The following is a 25544-nucleotide window of genomic DNA, read 5'->3' as shown; positions in this document are numbered from 1 at the left end:
GCCGAGGACCTCCTCCCTCCAACAGCAATGGACAGTTTTCGACCAAGTGTCGTGCAATGTTCCTATGATGGTGCCGGTATTTCGCAGCGCGTTCCGTCGAAATGTGGGTCAACGCATTTTTGATTCAGATCGGGCATGAAGTGCTCTAGTCTCTGCACGTTTGCAGAAGGAAAGAACCATGCACGATTTTCACAAGGCTGGCCGCTCGGAAGTTCTGGCGACCGAAGGAATGTGCGCAACATCCCATCCGCTGGCAGCCAAAACCGCCTTGGACGTTCTGCAGAGGGGCGGAAACGCCATGGATGCCGCCATGGCCGGAGCGGTACTGCTGGGGATTTGCGAACCCCAGATGACGGGTTTAGGGGGCGATTGCTTTGTCTTGTACAACAGAGCCGGTGAAAACACTGTTCGGGCAATGAACGGATCAGGCCGTGCGCCCGCCCAGGCGGACGCACAAGGCCTGCGTGATCAGGGCCTGGATACGGTCCCGCTGGATAGCCCGGATGCGGTGACACTGCCCTGCGCGGTCGATGCTTTTTGTCGGCTGGCCCAGACCGAGGGGCGCCTGGGACTTGATGCGATCCTGCAACCTGCAATTCACTACGCCGAAATCGGCGTACCGGTGGCCCCACGCGTGGCGTTTGACTGGAAGAACGCGGCTACAACTTTGCAGGGTGTGGCGCGTCAGCACTATCTGGCAGACGGTAAACCGTTGAAGATTGGGCAAATATTTCGTGCGTCGGGCCAGGCGGAAGTGCTGCGCCGCGTTGCCGCGCACGGGCGTGAGGCCTTCTATTCTGGCGAGGTCGCAGATGACATGTTGACCGCCCTGACCAACCTCGGTGGTGTTCACACCGCTCAGGATTTCGAAGCGGTTCAAAGCGAAGACGCGACACCGGTCAGCGGCACATATGGTGATCTCGAACTCTTTGAGCATCCGCCGAATGGACAGGGCGCGACAGCGATCTTGTTGCTGAACATTCTGAAGCATTTCGATCTATCGGCCCTCGATCCTGGTAGCGCCGCGCGTATTCATATCGAAGCCGAGGCGAGCAAACTGGCTTATGATGCGCGCAACCGATTTATCGCCGATCCCGATCATACGGCCCGGATGGAACATTTTCTGGCCCCGGAAACGGCAGCAAAACTTGCAGCGCTGATCAAGTTGGACAGCGCAATGCCCGCCGCTGCACCGCTGACGGAAAATGTGCACAAGGACACTGTCTATATCACCGTGGTCGACCGCGACCGCATGGCGGTTTCGCTAATCTACTCGATTTACCATGGCTTCGGCTCGGGCATCGCGTCTGAGAAGTTCGGTATTCTGCTGCAAAACCGCGGCGCGGGCTTTACGCTCACCCCCGGTCACCCCAATGAACTGGGCGGCGGAAAACGCCCCATGCACACGATTATCCCGGGCATGTTGCGGAAGAACGATCAGATCCTCATGCCTTTCGGTGTGATGGGCGGCGCCTATCAACCGACCGGTCACGCGAGATTGGTGTCGAACCTGCTGGATTATGATCTGGAACTTCAGGCCGCCATAGACATGCCACGCGCCTTTGCGGACGGCGGCGTCCTGAAACTTGAACGCGGTTATTCAGACGAAGTAAGGCAACAATTGGCCGATCTTGGCCACATTATCGAAACTCCGGAAACCCCGCTTGGTGGGGCGCAAGCCATTCGAGTCTCAGAGACCGGAGTTCTGGAGGGGGCCAGCGACCCGCGCAAAGACGGATGCGCGCTTGGCTACTAGGCCAGGCAGCTTTGTTGCGAAAATCAGTTCAACTGGAAATGCAGTGGATATGATCCGTCCTGAAACGGTCCGAACATATTGGGGATATCGGGGTGGTCCACGGGCTCCCCGGATTGGTCCTCAACCAAATTTTGTTCTGAAACATAAGCCACATAGAAGGATTGGTCGTTCTCAGCCAGCAGATGGTAGAACGGCTGATCCTTCAACGGACGGCTGTCTTCCGGGATGGCCTGATACCATTCCTCAGAGTTGGAAAACTCCGGATCGACATCAAAAATCACCCCTCGAAAAGGGTGTCTACGGTGTCGGACCACCTGTCCCAGGCGGTACTTGGCGTGTGTCTTTAGCATTGTTTCAGCCCCCAAAGAGGTTAGTACATCTTTTCCGGCGGAAATGCCAATCATTGAACTGAAATTCGGGGAAACAGTTTGTGAACCTTCTACTAACAGTGTTCGAAATCGTGGCCCCGGTGTTCTTATTGTCGGGCATTGGATTCACCTGGGTAAAGCTGGGTTTTGAGTATCGGCTGCAATTCGTCACGCGCCTCGCCGTGACACTGGCAGTACCCAGTCTGATCTTCGTGGCCCTCATGCAAACCGACATCCCAGGGGGCGAACTGACACTCTTTACGCTCGCGGCTATCGCCTCGCATGTGGCTTTGGCAGTTGTGTTTTGGATCTTCGTCCGGGTCACGGGAATGGAGCAGCGGACCTATCTGGCCCCACTCATCTTCGGCAATACCGGCAATCTTGGCTTACCCCTCTGCATCTTTGCCTTTGGTCAGGCCGGGCTGGGCTATGCGGTGATCTTTCTCGCCGTTACCGCGTTGTTTTCCTTCACCTATGGCATCTATCTGGTCGCCGGACGCGGCGCTTTTGGCAAGGTCCTGCGCGAGCCCATGGTCTGGGCCACGCTGCTTGGCGCTCTGTTCTTGTGGCGTGGGTGGGAAACGCCGCTATTCCTGACCAACACACTGGATCTGCTGGGACAAATGGCAATCCCGATGATGCTGATCACCGTGGGCGTCGCCATCGCGCGGCTGACGACACAGAAACTGGCGCAGGCGATCTGGCTCTCGCTGCTCAAACTGGCGGTCTGTTTCGGACTTGGTTGGATCATCGCCGTCGGTTTCGATCTGGGACCGGTGGCCTTCGGCGTGCTGGTTTTGCAAATGTGTACGCCCGTCGCAGTGACCTCATACCTGCTGGCCGAACGGTTTGAGGCAGACTCCGACGCGGTTGCAGGCATGGTCATGGTCTCTACCGTGTTGTCCGTCGCAGCACTGCCAATAATTCTTGCTATTATTCTGTAGCGAATGTGATTTCCTCAGGGCTCAATCTGCGCTAGAATAAAGAAAAAAGGCACGAGGCACATGAGCAGAATTCTTTTCGTACTCTTCGGGGTGCTGCTTTTGGCATCCTGTGGCGGCGGGTCGAAGCAACCGCCAAGCAGACTGAATGACGCGTGCAGCATTGCGCGCGAAAAGCCCGACTATATCAAGGCCTTCAAAAGCACCGAACGCAAATGGGGTGTTCCCGTTCACGTTCAGATGGCCACGATTTATCAGGAAAGCCGCTATCGTCACGATGCGCGCACGCCGCACAAATATGTACTGGGCGTGATCCCGATGGGCCGTCAAAGCAGCGCTTACGGCTATGGTCAGGCGCTAGATGGCACTTGGGAGCAATACCAACGCGAAACCGGCAAGCGCCGAGCCAAGCGGGATCGCATACGCGATGCGTCGGATTTCATCGGCTGGTATATGAACAAAAGCTATGAACGCAACGGCATCCATCCCAGCGATACGCGCAACCAGTATCTGGCCTATCACGAAGGTCATACCGGATTTGCGCGCGGCAGCTATAACAGCAAGTCGTGGCTGCTGAATGTGGCGAACGATGTTGATGCCCGCGCGCAACTGTATCAGGCGCAACTGGCCAATTGCCGCTATTGAACCTGTCGGGTCAGCGATCGCCTGACCCGATACGGGTTTTCTTGGAGAACACGCTCTGATCGAGGGTTCCACCCTCGGTCAATGGCCCCAGCAGGACAGTCGTTTGGCTGCCTGCATTGTCATGAATCACCCATTTCCGCAGCTCAACCGGGTCTGAGGTAAACATCAGCTCGATCCGACCGCTGTCCGGGTTCTTCGGATCCTGCGCAGTCACGACCGTAGCGGTGCCGTCAAAGTCGTGACCGACGACCATATTGGCCTGCGACAGGTTCACATTCCGCGCCAGCACCAAGGACAGGGGCGTGCGTTTCAGCGGGTATTGCTCGGGCGGTTGGTTCGATTTCGGGTCGAATATCTGCACCGTTCCGGCTCGCGCCAGCACCACCGCGCTGTTGGGCGGATCATATTCGAAGCGCATCTTGCCCGGGCGCTGCAGCCACAGCTTACCGGTGCTAAGTGAACCGTCATCATTCACCTGCGTGAACGTGGTCTGAACCGTTTTCATCTGGTTCAGATAGTTGGATATCTGTGACAGCGGCAGCTTTTCAGCCGCCCAAGCGGCGGGCGCAGCCAGTGTCAGAGCAAGGGCAAAAGCAATCTGTTTCATGAGACCCAGATAAGCGTTCTGCCCTTGTTATTAAATATCCTACTGCTCAGGAACGAGGATTTCGCGTTTGCCCACGTGATTTGCCCCAGAAACAACACCTTCGTCTTCCATTTGCTCAACAAGCCGCGCGGCTTTGTTGTAGCCAATGGCGAGTTTCCGCTGAATGTAAGAGGTGGAGCATTTGCGATCCTTGATCACAATCGCCACCGCCTGATCATACAGGGCGTCTTCTCCGTTGGTATTGCCGCCCGTATTCAGGCCCAGAACGGCGTCGATATTGTCAGCTTTTTCCTCGGCAGGGCCATCGACCACGCCGCTCATGTAATCCGGCGGGCCGAACTGTTTCAGATGGTTGACGATTTCCTCGACCTCTTCATCCGAGACAAAGGGCCCGTGGCAACGGGTGATCTTGGCACCACCCGCCATGTAAAGCATATCGCCCTGCCCCAGCAGTTGCTCGGCACCCATCTCACCCAGAATGGTGCGGCTGTCGACCTTCGAGGTCACCTGGAACGAGATCCGGGTGGGGAAGTTTGCCTTGATCGTTCCGGTGATCACATCGACCGAGGGGCGCTGTGTGGCCATGATCAGGTGAATACCCGAGGCCCGCGCCATCTGCGCCAGACGTTGGATGCAGGCTTCGATTTCTTTGCCGGCGACCATCATCAGGTCAGCCATCTCATCGACGATGACAACGATATAGGGCATCGACTCGGGTGCAAATTCTTCTGTCTCGAACATCGGCTCACCGGTTTCATCGTCGAACCCGGTCTGGACCGTGCGGCTGAACATCTCGCCCTTGGCCAGCGCGTCCTTCACGCGACCGTTGTAGCCTGCGATATTACGCACGCCCATTTTGGACATCTTGCGATAGCGATCCTCCATCTCGCCGACCACCCATTTCAAGGCGACAACCGCCTTTTTCGGGTCGGTCACAACAGGCGACAGCAAATGCGGAATGCCGTCATAAACAGACAGCTCCAGCATCTTGGGATCGATCATGATCAGGCGGCATTCATCTGGCGTCAACTTATACAGCAGCGACAGGATCATCGTGTTGATCGCAACAGATTTACCCGAACCAGTCGTACCGGCAATCAGCAGGTGAGGCATCTTGGCCAGGTTCGCCACAACGGACTCACCGCCGATATCCTTGCCCAGCGCCAGAGGCAGCGCATGATTGCCATCGCCGAAATCGCGGCTGGCGAGGATTTCGCGCAGCACCACCATCTCGCGGTTCTCATTCGGCAATTCGATACCGATGACCGAGCGGCCCGGCAGGGTCGAAACCCGCGCCGACAGCGCCGACATCGAGCGTGCGATATCATCGGCCAGACCGATCACACGGCTGGCTTTCAGACCCGGAGCAGGCTCCAGTTCATACATGGTAACAACGGGACCGGGACGAACGCTGACGATCTCGCCCTTGACGCCGTAGTCGTCCAACACGTTTTCCAGCATCCGGGCATTTTCCTCCAGCGCCTCATCACTCAGGTGATGGCGCTGAATGCTGGCCGGGTTGGACAGCAGACCCAGTGGGGGTAGCTCAAAATCGCTGTGCTTTTCCTCAAATGACAAGGTCGGCTGCGCCTCGGCCTGTGCCCGGCGCGATGGCGGGGGTGCGCGGCGCACTGGCTGTGCCACAACCGGCTTGCGCGGTTCAGCAACAGGGATTTTTACTGTCTGACGCGACTGCGGCGCGGGCTCTTCAAACACGGCCTCGTCGTCATAATCCGGCTCGTCCACATAAGCCTGCTGCGCTTGCCAATCGGTCTCATCCGCCGCGCTCAACGGCGGCTCGACCGGCAATGCTGCTGAGGTTATGGGTGGTTCCGGCGGAAGCTCATCCACGGGTCCGGCATTCAGGATCAGCGGATCGGGCCCACGCCCGCGCCCCTTGGTCAGCGGTAGGCTCGGATCAGGCTCAGGTGCCATCTGCCCTGCGGCCACTTTACGGTTGCGCACAGCGGCAGAGATCTTTGACCGGATGCGGTCCTCTTTAGGCATATCGTAGTAGCCCTCAACCGCGACGGGATCGATCAGTTCGGGCTCGGGCATCGGATCGGGACGACGGATCAGCGACGGCATCCGCGCTAGCAGACCCAACTTTGCTTCAGGCTCGGGTGTCTCCAGTTCGGGCTCTTCAAAAATCGGGTCGGCATAGGCCAGATCATCGTCAAACTCTGCCTGCACCGGCACGGCACGTTCCGCCCGACGCTCAGCCCATTGCGCGCGACGATCACGCGCCGCCTGCGCCGTGACCGAGGCCCCACGCCCCAAAGCGTTCATCAACAGGTCATAGGCCATGACAAGACCCAGCAAGAAAGCACGGAAGCCCTTGCGCACATCCGCTTTGGTAAAGCCCAGCACAAACACACCCAGCGCCAACATGCCCACCGCCATGGCAAGCGACATCAACTTGACCAGAAAATGCGACGAGATCGGCAGCAGCGTCAGCAAAGCACCCATCACCGTGTCACCAAACAGACCACCTAGCCCGTAGCTGTGCGTCGCACGCCATTCAGCACCCGGGACCAGCGTGGCGGCATAGACCGCCAGAACGGCGATCCAGATCGGAGCGAATATCAGGCGGGCAATCGCACGCTCTTCCCCGAAATGACCGGCAAAGCGCACGCCCCATGTAGCCAGTACCAGCGCCACGCCAAAGCTGCCCCAGCCCACAATCATGAACAAAGGTGCGGCGATCGAGGCGCCCACACGTCCCATCCAGTTCTGCACCGGCGCATCGGTCGACACCATCCAGTTTGGATCATCCGGCGTATAGGACCAGACCATCGCAGCAGCAGCCATGCCGAGCAGGATCAGAGCGATCCCGATCAGTTCCTTACTGCGCCGCTCGATGGCGGCTTGCGTGGTGCTGTCCAGTAACGGGTCGCGGTTGCGCGCGTTCAATGATGCCATTTTGCCCTCGTACCTCACGAATAGATGCAGTCGCGGAGCGTGATCAGCCCGCGCTTCATCTCTGTTTTTGGGGCCACCATGGCGACCCGGATAAATTGCTCGCCCGGGTTTTGCACCGGATCACCTTGAGAAAGATATGCACCCGGCAGAACCCTGACACCGGTTTCCTGCCAGAGCTTCAATGCAGTTTCTTCGCCGTTTTCGACGGGTAGCCACAGGAAGAACCCTGCCTCGGGCGGCATATAGCCTTGCACGCCTGCAAAGACTTCATCTGCAATGGCGTATTTTTCCTGATAGAGCGCGCGGTTTTCCTGCACATGTACCTCGTCCGCCCAAACCTTGGCGGCAGCGGCCTGCAACGGTGCGGGCAAGGGGGCACCCGCATAGCTGCGCAACAGTTTGACACGGCTGATCGTCTCAGGCCCGCCCGCGATAAGGCCGGACCGCAATCCGGCCAGATTTGATCGCTTGGACAGTGAGTTGAACAGCGTAACCCGCTCGGGATCAGCGTCCAGTTCCTGCGCAACGGTCAGCGCGCCCACCGGGGCGGTGTCGCGGTAAATCTCGGAGTAACATTCATCCGCAAAGATGCGGAAATCGTACTTCTCGGCCAATTGGATCAACTCAGCCCAATAATCGCGCGAGGCGACCGCCCCCTGAGGGTTCGCGGGTGAACAGATGTAGGCAACGGCGGTGCGGTTCAGCACCTCTTCGGGCAGGCCTGCATAGTCAGGCAAATGGCCGGTCGCAGCGGTTGCAGGTACAAAATAGGGCTGCGCGCCGACCGAAATCGAGGCGACCATGTAAACCTGATAAAACGGGTTCGGGCACAGGATGATTGGCTGCTGTCCGTTCTTCTGCTCGGGGCACAACGCCATTGCGGCATTGTACAGACCCTCGCGCGTGCCGTTCAGTGCCATCACATTGGCATCTGCATCCATCGACACGCCATAGCGGCGGTTGACCCAGCCCGCGATTGCAGCGCGCAGCGCGGGCGAGCCTTCGTTCGGGGGATAGCCCTGAAACCCCGCGGCATTTTCCATGATCACATCGGTCACCCAGGACGGGAAATCGTGCTTGGGCTCGCCAATGGTCATGTGAACGACGTCACCGCCCGGCTGATGGTGATCCAACAGAGCGCGCAGACGCGGGAATGCATATTCCGGTAGGTTCGAAAACCGCTCGGGGAAATTCATAATACTGCCTCAATTTCGGGGTCATTTTGCGCCCCGTTTCCTGGCAGATTACAGATCGGGGCACCCCTCGTCCAGACAAAGAGGTTCCGAATCAGGGGATTGTGGCATTCAGGTCAAAGCGCTTTCAGCCGCTGATCCGAGCCGCAGCAAGGCCTCTTCCGACCCCGGATAGCCCAGCATCATCAACCCGCAACCGGGTGTTCCCGTGGGCAGGGTCAGCGCCGCGAGCCCCATCAGATTGCCGATCCTTGTGTTGCGCAAGGCCAATAGATTCTCGGTGACATAGTAGTCATGATCATTCATCAGCCGATCCAGATTGGGCGGCAGGATCGGTGCCGTCGGGGCGAGTACGGCGTCAAATCCGGCAGTTGCCATGTCCCAAGCTTGTCGGCAGGCGGTTAGTTTCGACCAGGCGGCCACGTAATCGGGGCCGGTATAGGCTTTGCCCATGCGGAACCGTTCAAGGATTTCGGGATACATCGCATCGGGGTTCGCTTCGATCACATCGCACCACAGGCCATAGGCTTCGGTCGTATAGAGCACACCTGACAAGCTCATTGCGTTGTTCAGCTCTGGCACCTCAAGCGGGACAATCTCAGCCCCCGCTTCTTTCAGGCGTGCCAGAGCCTCATCGTAAGCCTTGGCCGGGGCCTCGCGCAGATCGTCCTTCGCCACGTTCTGTAGGTCGGCAAAGCGGCGGCCTTTCAGAGACGCACCGCGCAGGTCTGCCGGTACGGTCCCCTCAAGTGCGGCAAGCATATGTGCGGCGTCCTCAACCGATCGCGTCAAAGGTCCGACCGTATCGAACTTCAAGCACAGCGGTACAACGCCTTCAAGGCTCACGCGCCCGGCTGTGGTTTTAAGCCCTACCAGGTCATTCCACGCTGAAGGGATCCGCACAGATCCACCGGTGTCAGACCCAATACCACAGGCCGCAAGCCCCCACGCGACCGAGGCCCCTGCCCCCGAAGACGATCCGCCCGGCACCGCATCTTCGTCATTCACGCAAGGCGGTGTGGCCGTCACTGGATTGAGACCCAGGCCCGAGAAGGCCAGCTCACTCATATGCGTTTTGCCCAGACAAACCGTGCCCATCGCGGTCGCATTGCGCAGCACCTGCGCATCCGCCTCGGGCACACGGCCTTTCAGCAAGGCCGAACCGGCCTCAGTTCCTGCACCGGCGGTGTCAAACAGGTCTTTCCAACTGATCGGAACACCATCCAGCAGAGACCGACGCAGGCCGAGTTTGGTCCGCTCTTGCGCTGCTTGGGCCTCGGCGCGAGCGCGGTCATGTGTGACGCGGGCATAAATGCGATCGCGATGTGGATGGGTATCGATGGCGCTCAGATAGGTCTCGGTCAGTTCAACCGGATCGATCTGCCCCATTCCGATGCCACGGCCCAAATCACATGCCGTCATGGTCAGCCAGTCTTGCATCCTGCCCCTCCCGAGTTTGCCCGTGTCCGGACGGTAGCGACAGGACCGCACATGGACAATCCCGAAAGGGCGCGCATATTGCAGCACATGGAACACAGATCCGACATCCTGATCGTTGGCGGCGGCCTGAACGGCCCCGCCCTTGCGCTGGCGCTGGCCCAGACCGGGCATTCAGTCACTGTTGTTGATGCTCTGGCCGAAAAAGTGCGCAAGAACGCGACCTTTGACGGGCGCGCATATGCGCTGGCGCTGGCCTCGCAACGTCTGCTCGACGCGATAGGCGTATGGGAAAAAGTGGAAGAGCACGCCCAGCCGATGCTGGAGATCAAGGTCACCGACGGTCATGCCGGTGCTGGTCCTTCCCCGTTCTTCATGCATTTCGATCATGCCGAGATCGAAGAAGGCCCTATGGGCTATATGGTCGAAGATCGCCACTTGCGGCGGGCTTTTCTGGAGGCCATGGCCGTACAAGACGGAATCACCGAGATCAGCGGCAAAACGGTCGTGTCCCAGGATATCTCGGCGAATGGGGCAACGCTGACGCTGGACGACGGGTCCACGCTGTCGGGTAGTATTCTGGTCGGCTGCGATGGCCGCCGCAGCGGCACCGCTATGCGCGCCGGGATCAAGCGAACCGGCTGGGATTATGGCCAGACCGCTCTGGTTTGCGCCATTGAGCACGAGCTGCCGCATCACGGTATAGCCCATCAGCTCTTCATGCCCCCCGGGCCATTGGCGATTTTACCGTTGACCGGCAACCGCAGCTCCATCGTGTGGAGCGAACGCACTGAGACGGCCGAGCAGATCAACGCGTTGTCCGAAGCAGACTACCTGCAGGTCCTGCGCCCGCGCTTCGGTGATTTCCTTGGCGATATCCGCCTGCAGGGCGACCGGTTCACCTATCCGCTGAACCTGACTATCGCCAATTCCTTCATCTCGGACCGGCTGGCCTTGGTCGGAGACGCCGCCCACGGCATGCACCCGATCGCCGGGCAGGGTCTGAATGCCGGTCTGCGTGATGTGGGTGCCCTGGCCGAGGTTCTGACCCTTGCAGGCCGACGTGGCGAGGATATCGGATCAACGCTGGTGCTGGAGCGCTATCAGGAGTGGCGCCGCTTTGACACTGCCGCGCTTGCGATGGCGACAGATGTGTTCAACAAGCTATTTTCGAACGACAATCCGCTGCTTCGGATCGGTCGGGATATCGGTATGGGCATCGTCGGCTCTCTGCCCGGGTTGCGCCGTGGTTTCGTGCGCGAGGCTGCGGGCCTGACCGGTGATCTGCCCAAGCTGCTGCAAGGGCGTCCGATTTAATCCAGCTCTCTCGCCTCATCCGCCAGCATCACCGGGATGCCGTTGCGGATAGGGAAGGCCAGACCGGCGGCTTTGGACACGAGTTCCTGCCGCTCGGCGTCGTAGTGCAGGGTCGTATGGGTCTGCGGGCAAATCAGCGCCTCTAACATGTGGCGGTCAAAGGCGTGTTCGGGTGCGCTCATTGCAGTTTTTCCTCATTCGATCCGCCGCGCATGGCGAATTCAATCAATGTCACCAAGGTCTCGCGCCGCGTGCGCAAACAAGGCGCCTCAAGCAGGGCCTGTTTCTCCTCGGGGTCGAATTCCAGCATCATCGACAGAGAATTGACCAGAAGCTCATCATCGGCGTCCTTCATCGTGTCCCAATCGGTCGACAACTGACGGGACGAGAAGAATCGCTCCAACAGCCTCAGGAACCGGTTTCGATCAAAGCGGTCATCCACTTCGGCCTTGCCCAGGTCACGGTCAAATCCATCCCATGATACCGAAGCGCGACGATAAGGGGTGAAACTATCTAGCTCCGCCCTGACCCGAAACCGCGATATACCGGTTAACGTGATCAGATACCTGCCATCTTCAGTCTCTGAGAACTGCGTGACGCGACCGGCGCAGCCGATCTGATGCAGCTTGGTTTCATCCCCCTGACAGGTGTTCGGCTGCACCATCCCGATCAACCGCTCAGGCGTCTTCAGCGCGTCATCCAGCATCTGCAGATAACGCGGCTCGAAAACATGCAGCGGCAGACGGGAGCGTGGCAACAGCAACGCTCCGGGCAGAGGAAACACAGATATGGTTTCCGGCAGATCAGCGGGATGCATCATACAGTCGAGTGTAGCCCTGATCAGATTTTAGGCAAATATCATCGAGCTGAGCTTACGCCGCCCGTTCAGCACAATCGGATCGTTGGGCTTGAGCGCATCGAAGATCGTGAAGAGTTGGGCCTTGGCCGCACCCTCATTCCACTCGCGATCACGGCGGAACAATTCGAGCAGTTGGGCGACCGCGTCTTCAACATCACCATTGGCGTGCAGGGCCTGCGCCAGATCGAACCGGGCTTGATGGTTGTCGGGTTCCGCCTCAACCATTGCCGTCAGTTCGCCCACCGGACCCGCATCTGCGGCCTGCTTGGCCAATTCCAGCTGCGCATGCGCCGCCTCAACTTCGGGCGAGGTCGAAATCTCGGCCGGAGCACCATTGAGGATCGCCTCGGCCTGATCCAGATCGCCCAGCGCGATATGAGCACGCACCAGCCCGCCATAGGCTGCAGCGTGGTTGGGGTCTTCGCCCAGAATTGCCGCGAAGGTTTGCGCCGCATCCACTGCGGCCCCTTCGGTCAGCATCTCTTCGGCGGCCTGAACCGCATCATCCAACTGACCACCGGGGCTTTCGCCACCTGCAGCTTCGATTACGCGATCGATGAAAGCCTTGATCTCGGACCCGGGCAAAGCACCCTGAAACCCGTCGACCGGCTGGCCCTTGTAGAACGCATAGACAGTCGGGATCGATTGGATACGCAGTTGGCCGGCGATCATCTGCGCCTCATCCACGTTGATCTTGACCATCTTGACCGCGCCTTTGGCGGCCGTCACAGCCTCCTCCAGCGCGGGACCCAGCGTTTTGCAGGGGCCGCACCAGGGGGCCCAGAAATCAACGATGATCGGCATCTCTTGCGAGGCTTCGACCACATCGGCCATGAAGGTGGCCTCGGTCCCGTCCTTGATCAGATCGGTGGCATCAGAGCTGGCTGCGCCGTTCAGAAGGTCCATGGCAATTACTCTCTGGTTCGTATTTGCGCCCTATATGCAGCCGCGCGGGTCAGAAACCAAGGGCTGAGTCGGGCGTTTTTGCATCAATCAGACGTCGAATGTCGCAAAAACCGGCGCGTGATCGCTGGGTTTCTCCCATCCGCGCGCATCGCGCAGAATCCGGCTGGAGTGGCCCGCGTTCGAGATATCGGGCGTGGCCCAGACGTGATCCAGCCTGCGCCCTTTGTCCGCCGCATCCCAATCACGCGCGCGATAGGACCACCAGCTGTAAAGCTGACCTTCGGGGATATCCTGCCGGGTGATATCGACCCATCCGCCCGCATCTTGTGTCTCAGCCAGCGTTTCAACTTCAATCGGCGTGTGCGACACCACCTTGAGCAGTTGTTTATGCGACCACACATCGTCTTCGCGCGGGGCGATGTTCAGATCGCCGACCAGAATGGATTTCTGCGGCTTTTCGGCGTTGAACCAATCCCGCATGTCGGTGAGGTAATCCAGCTTCTGGCCGAATTTTTCGTTCACTTCGCGGTCGGGAACATCCCCACCCGCAGGGACATAGAAATTGTGAATCGTCACACCATTCTCCAGCCGCCCCGCAATGTGACGCGCATGGCCGAGACCGGCGAAGTCCTTGTCGCCAACCTCTTCCATCGGCAGACGCGAAAGAATGGCGACCCCATTATAACCTTTCTGCCCCCGCGCAATCATGTGGGTGTAGCCAAGCTTGGCGAACCCTTCGGTCGGGATCTTGTCTACGGGCGACTTACACTCTTGCAGGCACAGCACATCCGGGGCCTCTTCTTCCAACAATTTCAGCACGATAGGTTCACGCAGACGGACAGAGTTGATGTTCCAGGTGGCAAGAGTGAAGGGCATATCAAGGGGTTCCTTTATCTCGATTTGCGCAGGTTAGCGCGCGACTGAGTAGGGTGCCATCGGAAAAAGTGAGTTATGTCTGCTGAATCATCGTACGGGTGGGATGCGAGTTCTTACTCGGTATCCATTCGGAATTTTTTGAAGGTCGCCCCATCATACTCAAATTCACCAACAAACTGCGCGCCCAACCGTGCCAGGGCACCCAAGTGTTGCCGCGATAGCGGTAGAAGAAACGTCACAAATGGAATACGCGGATCCGACACCGCATATTCAATTGCCAGACGCGTGATCCGCGCGCCAAGTCCAAATGACTCGGGTTTTAGAACCAGCCCATAGTCCCATTCGTCGCCTTCCTTTTGAAATCCACCCCAGCCAACATAGTTTCCGTTTTGCAATATTGCCCAGTGTCCAAGGCCGTCACGCGCCCAGCACTCTTCCTTGATCTGGACGAAATGATCCACAGCCGCCCGGTTCCAGGTGCCCTTTAACAAGGGCAAATGTTCAGCCAACCGAGGGTCAGACATGTGCGAATGTATGTCTTCCGGATCAACCTCGGACAGGCGTGTGAAGGTTATCTTCATCTTAGACTCTGATCGTGATCGCATTCCTGAATTCAGGCAATCAAACAGCTGTGCACTAAAAAAAAGCCGGGCCATCAGGCCCGGCAGTCCAACAGGGAGGTACATGTCATAACCCGGACATGCACGGGTTGGGAGTAACCTAATTATGCCTCAAGAGTATCACTTTGATCCAAGTCAATCCACAAAGATCAAGAGACCAGACGATATCCACCCGATTCTGTGACCAAAAGGCGCGCATTTGACGGATCGGGCTCGATCTTCTGACGCAGGCGATAAATGTGGGTTTCCAGCGTATGGGTCGTGACACCCGCGTTGTAACCCCAGACCTCGTGCAGCAATACATCGCGCGCCACAACGCCATCGGTCGAACGATAGAGGAACTTGAGGATGTTCGTCTCTTTCTCGGTCAGGCGGATTTTGCGATCATTCTCGGTCATCAGCATCTTCATGGCCGGTTTGAACGTGTAGGGGCCGAGGACGAAGACCGCATCTTCAGATTGCTCATGCTGGCGCAGTTGGGCACGGATGCGGGCCAGAAGAACCGGGAATTTGAACGGCTTAGGGACGTAGTCATTCGCACCGGCATCCAGGCCCAGGATAGTGTCGGCATCGCTGTCATGACCGGTCAGCATAAGGATCGGGCTTTTGACGCCCTGTTTGCGCATCAGACGGCACAGCTCGCGCCCATCGGTATCAGGCAGGCCCACGTCCAGGATGACCAGATCGTAAATCGCCTCGCGTGCACGCTCCATCGCGGATGCGCCATCGGATGCCTCGAACACATCAAAGTCTTCGGTCATCACAAGCTGTTCACTCAGCGCCTCGCGCAGGTCTTCATCGTCATCCACCAGCAGGATTTTCTTAAGCTGTGCCATTTCCGGTCCTCCTAAGCCTTTTCCACCACTTGCGCATAGAAGATGCAATCAGCAAGATTTGCTGCAATCGTTTCACGCCCTCGTGTCTGACGCGGAGGAAATGTTTCACATTCCCCGGTGATCAGGGTAGGAAAAAAGCCAGATCGTTACAGGGTAACATACATGAGTCTCTTTCCTGACATTACCGAACTGCTCGCACGTGCGCGGGCCGATCTGCGCATGGGCGTGCCCGTCGTGCTGACGGATGATAGCGGATATAGCGTTCTGGCCCTGGCAACAGAGACTCTTAGCCCGCAGCGCCTGGCCGACCTGCGTGGTTTGGGAGGAGAGCCTGTCATTGCCATTACCGTGCGGCGGGCTGAAACGTTGAAAGCGCGAGCCTATGACGGGGATCTCGCCAGGGTATTGATTCCGGCTGATGTCGACCTGAACTGGGTGCAAGCGGTGGCCGACCCTTCGGACGATCTGAACGCACCGATGAAAGGTCCGCTGATGACCGAGCGGCACGGCAATGCAAACCTGCACCGCATCGCCATCGCGTTGGCTAAGTCGGCACATTTGCTGCCCGCTGCCGTCGTTTTGTCCATTGATGATGGACGCGCATTTGCCGTGACCCACGGCCTGACCTGCATCGATCACACGCGCGCAGCACCCCACCTTGCTGATCGCAGCGCCCTGCACGCCGTTGTGGCTGCGCGCCTGCCCATGGAAGTGTCAGAGGCCGGTCGTCTTCACGTCTTCCGCCCCGAAGATGGCGGAGAGGAGCATTATGCCGTCGAAATCGGCCGCCCCGATCGCGACAAGCCGGTTCTGGCCCGACTGCACTCTGCCTGCTTCACCGGTGATCTGATGGGCAGCTTGAAATGTGATTGCGGTCCGCAATTGCGTGGTGCGCTGGCCCAGATGGGGGCCGAAGGCTCCGGCGTTTTGCTCTATCTCAATCAAGAAGGCCGCGGGATCGGACTAGCCAACAAAATGCGCGCCTATTTCCTTCAGGATCAAGGCTTTGACACGGTCGAGGCCAACCATCGGCTGGGCTTTGAAGATGATGAGAGAGACTTCCGTTTGGGCTCTGACATCCTGAAATCGCTTGGTTTCAACTCCGTTCGCCTGCTGACCAATAACCCGGCCAAGATCGCGATGATGGAACGGACGGGCATCGCTGTCACCGAACGCGTACCTCTGAAAGTGGGCGAAACTGATCATAATCGCGGATATCTGGCAACCAAAGCGGCCAAATCGGGCCATCTGCTGTGACGCCCGATGATCTTGTCCTGACCCCGCGCGGTATCCGGTTTGCGGGGCGTGTCTTTCCCTGCGCCATTGGCAAGGGCGGGTTAAGCGCTGCCAAACGCGAAGGCGACGGGGCGACCCCCGTTGGCACGCATCGTATTGTCGGATTGCTCTACCGCGCCGACCGTATCACCCGCCCCGCTTCATGGGCGCGACCGATTGGGCCGCGTGATCTGTGGTCGGACGATAGCAAGGACAGCTCCTACAACCATCTTGTCCGGGCACCCTACCCATTTAGCCATGAAAAGCTGCGCCGTGCCGATCCGCTCTATGATCTGGTTCTGATCACCGACTGGAACTGGCCGAATGCAATTCCCGGGCATGGCTCGGCCATATTCCTGCATCAATGGCGTCGCCCGCGCTTTCCGACTGAAGGTTGCATTGCCTTTCGCCGCGATCACCTAAGATGGATTGCACGACAAATCGCGCCCGGAACGCGCCTGATCATTCCTGAGGTTTGATCCGTTCACCAAAGATGGCCGAACCAACTCGCACGTGAGTCGCACCCAGTGCGATGGCGGATTCAAAATCGCCACTCATGCCCATCGAGAGGCCTTCCAAACCGTTGCGTTCAGCAATCTTTGCCAATAGCGCAAAGTGCAACGCCGGCTCCTCGTCAACCGGAGGCAAGCACATTAGCCCGCGTACCGGCAGGTCCAACGCACGGCACTCTGACACAAACGCATCGGCATCGGCGGGCAGGATTCCGGCCTTCTGCTCCTCTTCTCCAGTATTGACCTGAATGAACAGTTCTGGGCAAGCGCCGATCTCTTGCGCCAGCCGGGCCAGAGTTTTCGCCAGTTTTGGACGATCGACCGAATGGATGGCGTCACAAAGCTCCATCGCTTGTCGCGCCTTGTTGGTCTGCAGTGGGCCAATCAGATGGAGTTCAATACCTGTGAACTTTTCGCGAAATGCAGGCCACTTTCCTGCCGCTTCCTGTACTCGATTTTCGCCAAAGCAACGATGACCCTGAGTCAGAACCGCCTCGACCCGCTCATTGGGCTGCACCTTGGACACTGCGATCAGTCGAACCGACCCCTGGGCACGTCCGGCGGCAGCTTCAGCTTTGGCGATGCGGTCGGAGATTTCTTGCAGCGACATGGGGCCTCTCGTTTTCATGGTAGCCGCAGAGAAACACCATGTGAGCACAAAAGAAAAGGGCAGGTCCTAAGACCTGCCCTTAAACTCTGGTGATTTAAATCAACTTAGAAGTTGAAGTTAACACCGAAGTCTGCGCGGGTTTGACCGTCTGCGTCACCAACTTTGGTGCGGCCCAGGCCACCTTTCAGCGATACGCCGCCACCCAGATCGTGGATGAAACCAAGACCGTACTGCTGGGTGTCGCCATCAGCCGAACCGTCGCCGTAAGCAGCCAGCAGGGTGGTTGCTGCGCCCAGGTTGTAGGCCAGCGAGAAGCCCCATGCGGTGCCGTCGGTTTCTTCACCTGCGTCGTTGAGCGGTGTGTCCGAATCGTCGGCTACAAACAGGGTACCGTTGAAGTCGCCGAAGTCTGCGCCCAGAGTCAGGACCAGCAGGCTCGGGTCAGAACCGCCACCAGCAGCGTCGGTCTGACCGTAGGCCAGAGCAGCTGTGATGTTGTTGAAGGTGTAGGTCGCGCTCAGATCCCAGGAATCTGCACCGCCCAGAGCGGCGTTGCCGTTCAGGGTCGAGTTCTGGTCATAAGACGCGCCAAAGGCGAAGTCACCAACGGCGTACTGGAAGAATACAGCGTTTGCACCTGCGCCGGTCGACGAGAACGACAGGAATTCATAGTCAACACCGGCGTACTGACCGATGAAGAATTCCAAGCCAGGCTCGTTACCGTAGTAGTTGGCCAGGTTGTCGATTGCGCCCGAAACGTTGCCTGCGTCAACGCGCAGACCGCCATAGATCGCCGAGAAACGTGCGCCGCTCAGCGAAGCAGAACCTGCCTCACCGGTACCCGCGTCTTCGTCAGCCTGCAGACGAACACGAGCCGAGAACTCAACGCCGCCGTCGGTTTCTGCGGTACCGTCGATGTTCAGACGGAAGCGCGAAACCAGGATGGTGTCGTCGATGTTGTCGTTGGTGGTCGAACGATCTTCCAGGTAGCCGATACCAAAACGACCGTAGCCGCTGAATTTAACGTCAGCTGCTGCAACGCTTGCCGTCGCGATCAGCGCGGTCGTTGCAAAGAGAACTTTTTTCATCTTGTTTCCCTCGGTTTCAAAGATTTTTCTACTCGACACATGCAAAGCACGCGTCTCAGCACGGTCACCGTTTCGCTTTTTTTGCCCCCTTTGCGCAAGCTTGGCATAAACGTCTTGCTGTCATTCGGCCCAAATTGGTGCAAGGATGCCACAGTCAAAATTCCGGCAAATCACGTCACCCGCTCACGCCCATATGTAAAGAATAGGCTTGTTGCTGCACGGGTCCTTGTCTAGGAGTATCACCCGACAGTGCAAAACAAGTGATACGGGACCTTTTGACGATGCGCATGCTGACGATTCTGGGTTTGACCATAGGGATGGCCACCGTCTCGGCCTGCGGAGGAAAGCCGCCTCCGGGAAATGCTCGCATCCTCACCGCGGATGGGAGTTCGTCAGAGGAGCGTGAACTGAATGATCCGAATCGATCAACCATCTTTGATGTTTTTGGTCCCGACAATTCTGAGCAGATCACCAATGTGAACCGCTATTTGTGGTCGGCCTCGCTTGATGTTCTGAATTTCCTGCCGATTCAAGAGGTTGATCCCTTTACTGGTGTGATCGTAACCGGTTATGGCACCCCTCCGGGCGGAGGACGGCAATATCGTGCGACGGTGCATATCAGCGATCCGGCGCTTGCAGCCCGCTCTCTGTCCGTGTCCCTGCAAACAAGCGGAGGCTCTCCGGTCAGCGCAGCAACCAACCGTGCGGTCGAAGATGCGATCCTCTCTCGGGCGCGACAGCTACGGATTGCGGACAACAAGCTCTAGAAACCCGCAGAAAATCACAATATTACCACGCCGGGTTCCTACCCGGCGTTTTCATTCACGAAGGACCGCACGATGTCGCGCTATTCGGCCACCGAAATCGAAGCAAAATGGCAAGAGGCCTGGGACAAGGCCGGAATCTTCGCCGCCAACCACAAGGCGGACAAGCCGAAATACTACGTGCTTGAGATGTTCCCCTACCCGTCCGGCCGAATCCATATGGGGCATGTGCGCAACTATACGATGGGCGACGTGATCGCGCGTCATAAACTGGCGACCGGCCACAACGTGCTGCATCCGATGGGGTGGGATGCGTTCGGGATGCCCGCAGAAAACGCGGCGATGGCTATTGGCGGGCACCCCAAAGACTGGACCTATGGCAATATCGCTGACATGCGCGGGCAAATGAAGCCGCTGGGCCTGTCGATCGACTGGTCGCGCGAGTTCGCTACCTGTGACCCCGAATATTATGGCCAGCAGCAAGCGCTGTTTCTGGATATGCTCGAGGCCGGGCTGGTCTACCGCAAGAACGCCGTGGTGAACTGGGATCCGGTCGATATGACCGTTCTGGCCAATGAACAGGTGGAGAACGGGCGCGGCTGGCGCTCGGGCGCGCTGGTGGAACGGCGTGAACTGACTCAATGGTTCTTCAAAATCTCGGATTACTCCGAAGAACTGCTCGACGCGCTAGACACGCTCGACAACTGGCCCGCCAAGGTGCGCCTGATGCAGGAGAACTGGATCGGCAAGTCGCGCGGTCTGCAATTTGGCTTTGAACGCACCGATGGCGGCGAGCCCATTACTGTCTATACGACTCGCCCCGACACGCTGCTGGGCGCGTCTTTCGTCGGTATTTCACCGGACCATCCGATTGCCAAACAGCTTGAGGCCGAGAACTCAGAAGTTGCTGAGTTCGTTGCAGAATGCCGTAAGGGTGGCACCACGGAAGAGGCCATCGAGACAGCTGAAAAGCTTGGTTACGACACCGGCATCAAGGTCAAACACCCGCTGGACCCGAATTGGGAACTGCCGGTTTGGATCGCGAACTTCATCCTGATGGATTACGGCACCGGCGCGATCTTTGCCTGCCCGGCACATGACCAGCGCGACCTCGACTTCTGCCGCAAATACGGCTTGCCCGTAGTCGATACATTCTTTGCGCTGGATGATGATACGCCGGTCGACAAGATCGCCTTTGTTCCACCTAAGACGGAAAAAGTACGCTGGGTGAATCACTTTGCGGGCCTGACCGAAGCCACCGGGGATGAGGCGATCAACGCAACCGTTGATTTCGCAGAAAAGGCGGGCTGGGGCGAAGGTGTTACCAAGTACCGCCTGCGCGATTGGGGCCTCAGCCGCCAACGCTATTGGGGCTGCCCGATTCCCGTGGTGCATTGCGAAAGCTGCGGTGTGGTGCCCGAAAAGAAAGAAAACCTTCCGGTCCGCCTGCCCGACGATGTCACCTTCGACAAACCGGGCAATCCGCTGGACCGCCACCCGACCTGGCGTGACTGTGCCTGCCCGAAATGTGGTGCCCCGGCCAAGCGCGAGACCGACACGATGGACACATTCGTCGATTCGTCATGGTATTTCGCCCGTTTCACCGCCCCACGCGCCGAAACGCCGACCAATCTGGCAGAAGCTGAATACTGGATGAATGTCGACCAGTACATCGGCGGCATCGAGCACGCGATTCTGCACCTGCTTTATTCCCGCTTTTTCGCGCGGGCGATGCAGATCACCGGCCACCTGCCCAAGAAAGCCATCGAGCCTTTCGACGCGCTGTTCACCCAAGGCATGGTAACGCACGAGATTTACCAAACTCGCGATGCCAATGGCCGCCCGGTCTATCACCTGCCCGAGGATGTGACCGACGGCAAACTGGCCGACGGCACCGAGGTCGAAATTATCCCTTCGGCCAAGATGTCGAAATCCAAGAAGAATGTGGTCGATCCAGTCAGCATCATTTCTGCCTTCGGCGCAGACACAGCGCGCTGGTTCGTGCTGTCCGATTCGCCACCCGAACGTGACGTGGAATGGACAGCCTCTGGGGCCGAGGCCGCGTTCAAGCATCTCAGCCGCGTGCATCGCATCGCGTCCGAGATCGTAGAATCAGACGTACCCGCCAATGGCGAAGACGAAATCCTGCTGCGCGAGATGCACAAAGCGATCCACGATGTGTCCGGGGGCGTCGAATCCTTTGGCTTCAACGCTTCGATCGCCAAGCTTTATGCCTTCACCAACACTTTGGCGAAATCCAAGGCAGGTACCGACGCCAAGCGCCAAGCCGCCAAGACGCTGGCGCAGCTGATGTCGCCCATGACCCCGCACCTGTCCGAAGAGCTGTGGCAAATGCTGGGCGGCGAAGGTCTGGTGGCGACCGCTGCATGGCCCGTCGCGGATGAGGCGATGCTGGTCGATGACACCGTCACCCTGCCCATCCAGATCAACGGCAAGCGCCGCGCGGAAATCAGCGTTCCCAAGGATATGGCCAAGGACGAGGTTGAAAAAATCGCGCTCAGCACCGAAGCTGTGCAAAGGGCGCTGGATGGTGCCGCGCCAAAGAAAGTCATCGTAGTTCCCGGACGGATCGTGAATGTCGTCGTTTGACCGCAGAACCCTGATCTTGATGCCGTTGGCCTTAGCGGCCTGCGGCTTTGAACCGGTCTATGCACCCGGCGGATCGGGGACAGCTTTGGACGGGAAAGTGGCCGTCTCGGCCCCGAATAACGTCGACAGTTTCCTGCTGGTTCAGAATCTGGAACGTAAACTGGGCCGAAGTGCTACATCCGGCAGCGATTATGCGTTGGACGTGCAGGTTTCAACGGTCACCCGCGCCGCGTCGATCACCACGTCGAATGAAACCACGCGTTACACCATCGACGGGCGGGCCACCTATGCGCTGAAATCCTACAATACCGGTCAGATCCTTGCCTCGGGCACGGTCACAGAGTTTGTCGGGTACTCTGCCGCTGGATCGACCGTTTCGACGCTGGCGGATGAGCGTGACGCCAAGGAACGGCTGATGGTGATCCTGTCAGATCAGATCGTTACCCGCCTTTACGCCACACCGGGCCTGACCACATGAAGCTTAGCCCGCGTGAGGCCGAGGGCTATTTCGCCAAGCCTGACGCGGACAAAACCGGTCTGTTGATCTATGGGGCCGACGCAATGCGCGTCGCGCTGAAACGGCAACAGGCTCTGGCAGCCCTTCTCGGACCCGGTGCAGAAGAAGAGATGCGCCTGAGCCGCATCCCCGGAGCCGATCTGCGCGGCGACCCCGCATTGTTGCTTGATGCAGTCAAAGCAGTTGGCTTTTTCCCCGGCCCGCGCGCGGTGTTTGTCGAGGATGCAACCGAGACCGCCGCACCTTCGATCCTCGCTGCGCTCGAAGATTGGGCGGCAGGCGATGCCCAAATCATCGTGACCGCAGGCCAACTCAAACCAAGCTCGAAAATCCGTAAAGCGTTTGAGGCGCATCCGGCCACTTATGCTGTCGGCATCTATGACGATCCGCCCTCACGAGCCGAAGTTGAACGCATTGTCTCACGGGCCGGGCTGCAGAACATCCCGCGCGACTCGATGTCGGCGCTCAGCGAATTGGCCTTGGCGCTCAGCCCCGGTGATTTCACGCAAACCGTTGATAAATTGTCGCTTTACAAACAGGGCGATGCGTCTGAGCTGAGCATCGAGGATATCGAGGCCTGCGCCCCGCGCTCGACCGAGGCCGCTCTGGATGACGTGCTGAACGTTGTCGCCGAGGGCCGCACGGGCGAGATCGGGCCGCTGATCCGGCGGTTGCAAGCACAGGGCACCAATGGGGTCACGCTTTGCATTGGGGCGACCCGGCATTTTCGAACACTCTATACTTGCGCCGCAGACCCCGGTGGTGCGGCGCAGGGCATCGGCAAGCTGCGTCCGCCGGTCTACGGCAAACGCCGCGATCGTATCCTGCGTCAGGCACAAGGTTGGGGTGCCGCCAAGCTGCAGACGGCGCTGACAGTGCTGACCGATACCGATCTGTCCCTGCGCTCGGCCGGTCAAACTGCGCCCGCAATGGCGCTGGTTGAACGTGCTATGATCCGTTTGGCCATGCTGGCGCGGTCTCGTTGACCGCGGGTTTCGCTTGACCCGTTTCCGATGGCGGGCACACTGCCCAAAGATTGTGAACCAGCAGGATATAAGCATGTACAAGCTTTACGGCCCCGTTATGACCCGCACGTCACGGGTGGTTTGGATGTTGGAAGAAATGGGGGAACCCTATGAACTGGACCCGGTCGCCCCACGCTCGCCCGAGATTTTGGCGCTGAACCCTTCCGGCAAGGTTCCGGTGTTGGTCGATGAGGACCGCGCAATCAACGACAGCTCGGCCATCATGACCTATCTGGCAGACAAGCATGGGGTTCTGACATACCCTGCCGGAACCATCGAGCGGGCCGAACAAGATGCGTTATTCCACACAATTCTGGACGAGATAGATGCAGTTTTGTGGGTCGCGACGCGGCACAAGTTCATCCTGCCCGAAGACAAGCGTGTTCCGGCAATCCGCGACTCGATCACGTGGGAATTCGATCACAACTTTCAGCGGCTCGAAAAACGCTTCAAGGGACCGTTCCTGATGGGGGACAAGATGACCATCGCGGACATCCTTCTGATCCACTGCATGAGCTGGGCAAAAAATGCAGGTTTCCCGCTGAATTCCGAAGTTCTAAGCGCCTACGGCAAAGACATGCGCCAACGTCCGGCCTATCTGAAAATGGCCGAGATGGCGGCGACCGCTTAGCCGAGCGGGCGTGCAGTGAGATACTCAGCGGCGGCACGCCCCGCCCAACGGCCTGTGGCAAGGCAGGCGGTCAGCAGATAGCCGCCTGTCGGTGCTTCCCAGTCCAGCATTTCTCCGGCGCAGAATATTCCGGGCAGGGCTTTCAGCATTAAGCCCTCATCCAAGGCGCTGCGCGCTACACCTCCGGCGGTTGAGATCGCCTCGTCCATCGGGCGCAGGCCAGAATGTCGAACAGGCAAATGCTTCAGCGTCGCGATCCAATCTGATTGCGTCAACGGATGGCCCTTGGTCATCTCATGAAACAGGGCAATCTTTTGTGGCGGCAGGCGCAATGTGTTTTTCAGCCAGTGCGATAGCGTTGCTTTGAGTTTCTTGGCTGCCAAGCGCGCCTGCAATGTCTGGGCCGTGACATCGGGCACCAGATCGATATAGAGCGGCGCGCCTTCACGCAACGCTGGCGTCAGAGAATAAAGACCGCCTCCTTCCAACCCCTTGGCTGAAATGGCAGCTTCGCCCCGGCTGGTCAGGTCACCGACTACCCAACGAACGGATTTCAGGGCAGCCCCAAAATGCGGCTGCATGTAAGGACTCCATTCCACCGAGAGCGCCGAATTCGACGGAGCGAAGGGGGCCAGTTCAACGCCCTTTTCCGATAGACCCGAGGCCCAGGCCCCGTCAGAGCCCAGTCGCGCCCAACTGGCCCCTCCCAGCGCCAGTACCGTTACATCAGGGTTGAGGCGTTGTTCACCGTCCGGCGTTTCGAACACCAGCACCCCCTCTCGCCACCCGATCCAGCGCCAACGGGTCCGAATCTGCACACCCGCCTCATCCAGCCGCGCCAGCCAGGCACGCAACAAGGGCGAGGCTTTCATGACCTTGGGAAACACGCGTCCGGTTGAGCCGGTAAACATCTCCTGCCCCAGATCCTGCGCCCACCCCCTCACAGCTTGTGCGTCAAACGCATGGATCATCGGCTGCAGCCACGTCCCAGCCTCGCCATAAGCGGTCATCAGGGTTTCGAACGGCTCATCCTTGGTCAGGTTCAGCCCTGACTTGCCTGCCATCAGGAATTTGCGCGCGACCGAAGGTTTTGCCTCTGCCACCAGCACCTGATGACCGGCGATGGCCAGTTGCTCAGCCGCCATCAGCCCTGCGGGGCCTGCACCGATCACCACTGCTTGCGCCATCGCGCCCCTCTTGCCCTGCTCGCGCATCGACGCGAGATTACT

The 25544-nt window shown here is 58.7% G+C and carries 25 protein-coding genes; 11 read left to right on the top strand and 14 right to left on the bottom strand.

Annotated features, from left to right (window positions below; all coding sequences use genetic code 11):
* The first annotated feature begins 178 nt into the window (after positions 1-178).
* Positions 179-1756: a gamma-glutamyltransferase family protein gene (locus tag ACR0AZ_RS15875; RefSeq protein WP_480667854.1), complete on the top strand. Its 1578-nt coding sequence runs from the start codon at positions 179-181 to the stop codon at positions 1754-1756.
* 23 nt (positions 1757-1779) lie between these two features.
* Here ACR0AZ_RS15875 and hspQ read toward each other — a convergent pair whose 3' ends face one another.
* Positions 1780-2106 carry a heat shock protein HspQ gene (gene hspQ, locus ACR0AZ_RS15870; protein ID WP_480471740.1) on the bottom strand — a complete coding sequence of 109 codons (327 nt, stop codon included), beginning with the start codon at positions 2104-2106 and terminating at the stop codon, positions 1780-1782.
* A gap of 80 nt (positions 2107-2186) precedes the next feature.
* Here hspQ and ACR0AZ_RS15865 point away from each other — a divergent pair, with 80 nt between their 5' ends.
* Positions 2187-3068 carry an AEC family transporter gene (locus tag ACR0AZ_RS15865; RefSeq protein WP_480471739.1) on the top strand — a complete coding sequence of 294 codons (882 nt, stop codon included), beginning with the start codon at positions 2187-2189 and terminating at the stop codon, positions 3066-3068.
* Between the two features lie 60 nt (positions 3069-3128).
* Complete coding sequence (locus ACR0AZ_RS15860; protein WP_480471738.1) at positions 3129-3710, top strand: transglycosylase SLT domain-containing protein; 582 nt, start codon at positions 3129-3131, stop codon at positions 3708-3710.
* A 10-nt stretch (positions 3711-3720) separates the two neighbouring features.
* On the opposite strand, the gene ACR0AZ_RS15855 is transcribed toward ACR0AZ_RS15860, so the two are convergent.
* The 4 genes from ACR0AZ_RS15855 to ACR0AZ_RS15840 all read right to left on the bottom strand — a co-directional run bounded on the left by ACR0AZ_RS15855 (position 3721) and on the right by ACR0AZ_RS15840 (position 9872).
* Complete coding sequence (locus ACR0AZ_RS15855) at positions 3721-4317, bottom strand: LolA family protein (protein ID WP_480471737.1); 597 nt, start codon at positions 4315-4317, stop codon at positions 3721-3723.
* Between the two features lie 39 nt (positions 4318-4356).
* Complete coding sequence (locus ACR0AZ_RS15850; protein ID WP_480471736.1) at positions 4357-7239, bottom strand: DNA translocase FtsK; 2883 nt, start codon at positions 7237-7239, stop codon at positions 4357-4359.
* A gap of 14 nt (positions 7240-7253) precedes the next feature.
* Positions 7254-8435 (bottom strand): aminotransferase class I/II-fold pyridoxal phosphate-dependent enzyme, encoded by a 1182-nt coding sequence (locus ACR0AZ_RS15845; protein WP_480471735.1) that lies wholly within the window; start codon positions 8433-8435, stop codon positions 7254-7256.
* Positions 8436-8543: 108 nt separating this feature from the next.
* On the bottom strand, positions 8544-9872 hold the full coding sequence (locus ACR0AZ_RS15840) for an amidase (protein WP_480667853.1): 1329 nt from the start codon (positions 9870-9872) through the stop codon (positions 8544-8546).
* 87 nt (positions 9873-9959) lie between these two features.
* Between ACR0AZ_RS15840 and ACR0AZ_RS15835 the strand changes: the two genes are divergently transcribed.
* A complete protein-coding gene (locus ACR0AZ_RS15835) occupies positions 9960-11186 on the top strand; it encodes an FAD-dependent monooxygenase (RefSeq protein WP_480471733.1) in 1227 nt (408 codons plus the stop codon).
* Here ACR0AZ_RS15835 and ACR0AZ_RS15830 read toward each other — a convergent pair.
* The 6 genes from ACR0AZ_RS15830 to ACR0AZ_RS15805 all read right to left on the bottom strand — a co-directional run bounded on the left by ACR0AZ_RS15830 (position 11183) and on the right by ACR0AZ_RS15805 (position 15283).
* Positions 11183-11368, bottom strand: coding sequence for a Trm112 family protein (locus tag ACR0AZ_RS15830; RefSeq protein ID WP_480471732.1), 186 nt, complete (start codon positions 11366-11368; stop codon positions 11183-11185). The genes ACR0AZ_RS15835 and ACR0AZ_RS15830 overlap by 4 nt on opposite strands.
* The gene (locus ACR0AZ_RS15825; RefSeq protein WP_480471731.1) at positions 11365-12006 is read right to left on the bottom strand and encodes an LON peptidase substrate-binding domain-containing protein; all 642 of its coding nucleotides are present in this window, start codon (positions 12004-12006) and stop codon (positions 11365-11367) included. The genes ACR0AZ_RS15830 and ACR0AZ_RS15825 overlap by 4 nt, the downstream gene beginning before the upstream one ends.
* A 27-nt stretch (positions 12007-12033) precedes the next feature.
* Positions 12034-12951: a tetratricopeptide repeat protein gene (locus tag ACR0AZ_RS15820; RefSeq protein ID WP_480471730.1), complete on the bottom strand. Its 918-nt coding sequence runs from the start codon at positions 12949-12951 to the stop codon at positions 12034-12036.
* Between the two features lie 87 nt (positions 12952-13038).
* Positions 13039-13827: an exodeoxyribonuclease III gene (locus tag ACR0AZ_RS15815; protein WP_480659791.1), complete on the bottom strand. Its 789-nt coding sequence runs from the start codon at positions 13825-13827 to the stop codon at positions 13039-13041.
* A 113-nt stretch (positions 13828-13940) separates the two neighbouring features.
* Positions 13941-14408, bottom strand: a complete 468-nt coding sequence (locus ACR0AZ_RS15810; RefSeq protein ID WP_480667852.1) for a GNAT family N-acetyltransferase — start codon at positions 14406-14408, stop codon at positions 13941-13943.
* 188 nt (positions 14409-14596) lie between these two features.
* The gene (locus ACR0AZ_RS15805) at positions 14597-15283 is read right to left on the bottom strand and encodes a response regulator transcription factor (protein ID WP_480471727.1); all 687 of its coding nucleotides are present in this window, start codon (positions 15281-15283) and stop codon (positions 14597-14599) included.
* A gap of 162 nt (positions 15284-15445) precedes the next feature.
* Between ACR0AZ_RS15805 and ribA the strand changes: the two genes are divergently transcribed.
* Positions 15446-16540 (top strand): GTP cyclohydrolase II, encoded by a 1095-nt coding sequence (gene ribA / locus ACR0AZ_RS15800; protein WP_480471726.1) that lies wholly within the window; start codon positions 15446-15448, stop codon positions 16538-16540.
* Complete coding sequence (locus ACR0AZ_RS15795; protein ID WP_480471725.1) at positions 16537-17037, top strand: L,D-transpeptidase family protein; 501 nt, start codon at positions 16537-16539, stop codon at positions 17035-17037. Before ribA ends, ACR0AZ_RS15795 begins: the two co-directional genes overlap by 4 nt.
* Here the strand turns inward: ACR0AZ_RS15795 and ACR0AZ_RS15790 are convergent.
* Together ACR0AZ_RS15790 and ACR0AZ_RS15785 are read right to left on the bottom strand one after the other, a co-directional pair.
* Positions 17021-17680: a YggS family pyridoxal phosphate-dependent enzyme gene (locus ACR0AZ_RS15790; protein ID WP_480471724.1), complete on the bottom strand. Its 660-nt coding sequence runs from the start codon at positions 17678-17680 to the stop codon at positions 17021-17023. The genes ACR0AZ_RS15795 and ACR0AZ_RS15790 overlap by 17 nt on opposite strands.
* A gap of 104 nt (positions 17681-17784) precedes the next feature.
* A complete protein-coding gene (locus ACR0AZ_RS15785; RefSeq protein ID WP_480471723.1) occupies positions 17785-18768 on the bottom strand; it encodes a porin in 984 nt (327 codons plus the stop codon).
* A 281-nt stretch (positions 18769-19049) separates the two neighbouring features.
* On the opposite strand from ACR0AZ_RS15785, the gene ACR0AZ_RS15780 reads away from it, so the two are divergent.
* The 5 genes from ACR0AZ_RS15780 (at position 19050) to ACR0AZ_RS15760 (ending at position 24315) form a co-directional block, all read left to right on the top strand.
* Positions 19050-19535 carry a DUF3576 domain-containing protein gene (locus tag ACR0AZ_RS15780; protein WP_480471722.1) on the top strand — a complete coding sequence of 162 codons (486 nt, stop codon included), beginning with the start codon at positions 19050-19052 and terminating at the stop codon, positions 19533-19535.
* A gap of 72 nt (positions 19536-19607) precedes the next feature.
* The gene (gene leuS / locus ACR0AZ_RS15775) at positions 19608-22142 is read left to right on the top strand and encodes a leucine--tRNA ligase (protein WP_480471721.1); all 2535 of its coding nucleotides are present in this window, start codon (positions 19608-19610) and stop codon (positions 22140-22142) included.
* Positions 22129-22620, top strand: coding sequence for an LPS assembly lipoprotein LptE (gene lptE, locus ACR0AZ_RS15770; protein ID WP_480667851.1), 492 nt, complete (start codon positions 22129-22131; stop codon positions 22618-22620). Before leuS ends, lptE begins: the two co-directional genes overlap by 14 nt.
* Positions 22617-23645, top strand: a complete 1029-nt coding sequence (gene holA, locus ACR0AZ_RS15765) for a DNA polymerase III subunit delta (protein WP_480667850.1) — start codon at positions 22617-22619, stop codon at positions 23643-23645. Before lptE ends, holA begins: the two co-directional genes overlap by 4 nt.
* A 73-nt stretch (positions 23646-23718) precedes the next feature.
* The gene (locus tag ACR0AZ_RS15760) at positions 23719-24315 is read left to right on the top strand and encodes a glutathione S-transferase family protein (protein WP_480471718.1); all 597 of its coding nucleotides are present in this window, start codon (positions 23719-23721) and stop codon (positions 24313-24315) included.
* Here ACR0AZ_RS15760 and ACR0AZ_RS15755 read toward each other — a convergent pair.
* Positions 24312-25502 (bottom strand): TIGR03862 family flavoprotein, encoded by a 1191-nt coding sequence (locus ACR0AZ_RS15755; RefSeq protein ID WP_480667849.1) that lies wholly within the window; start codon positions 25500-25502, stop codon positions 24312-24314. The two genes, ACR0AZ_RS15760 and ACR0AZ_RS15755, sit on opposite strands and share 4 nt — an antisense overlap.
* Between the last annotated feature and the right edge of the window lie 42 nt (positions 25503-25544).

Source organism: Ruegeria sp. BE3 (assembly GCF_056538865.1).
The sequence above is the reverse complement of the archived record's forward strand: the minus strand, read 5'-3'. Positions and strand labels throughout refer to the sequence as shown.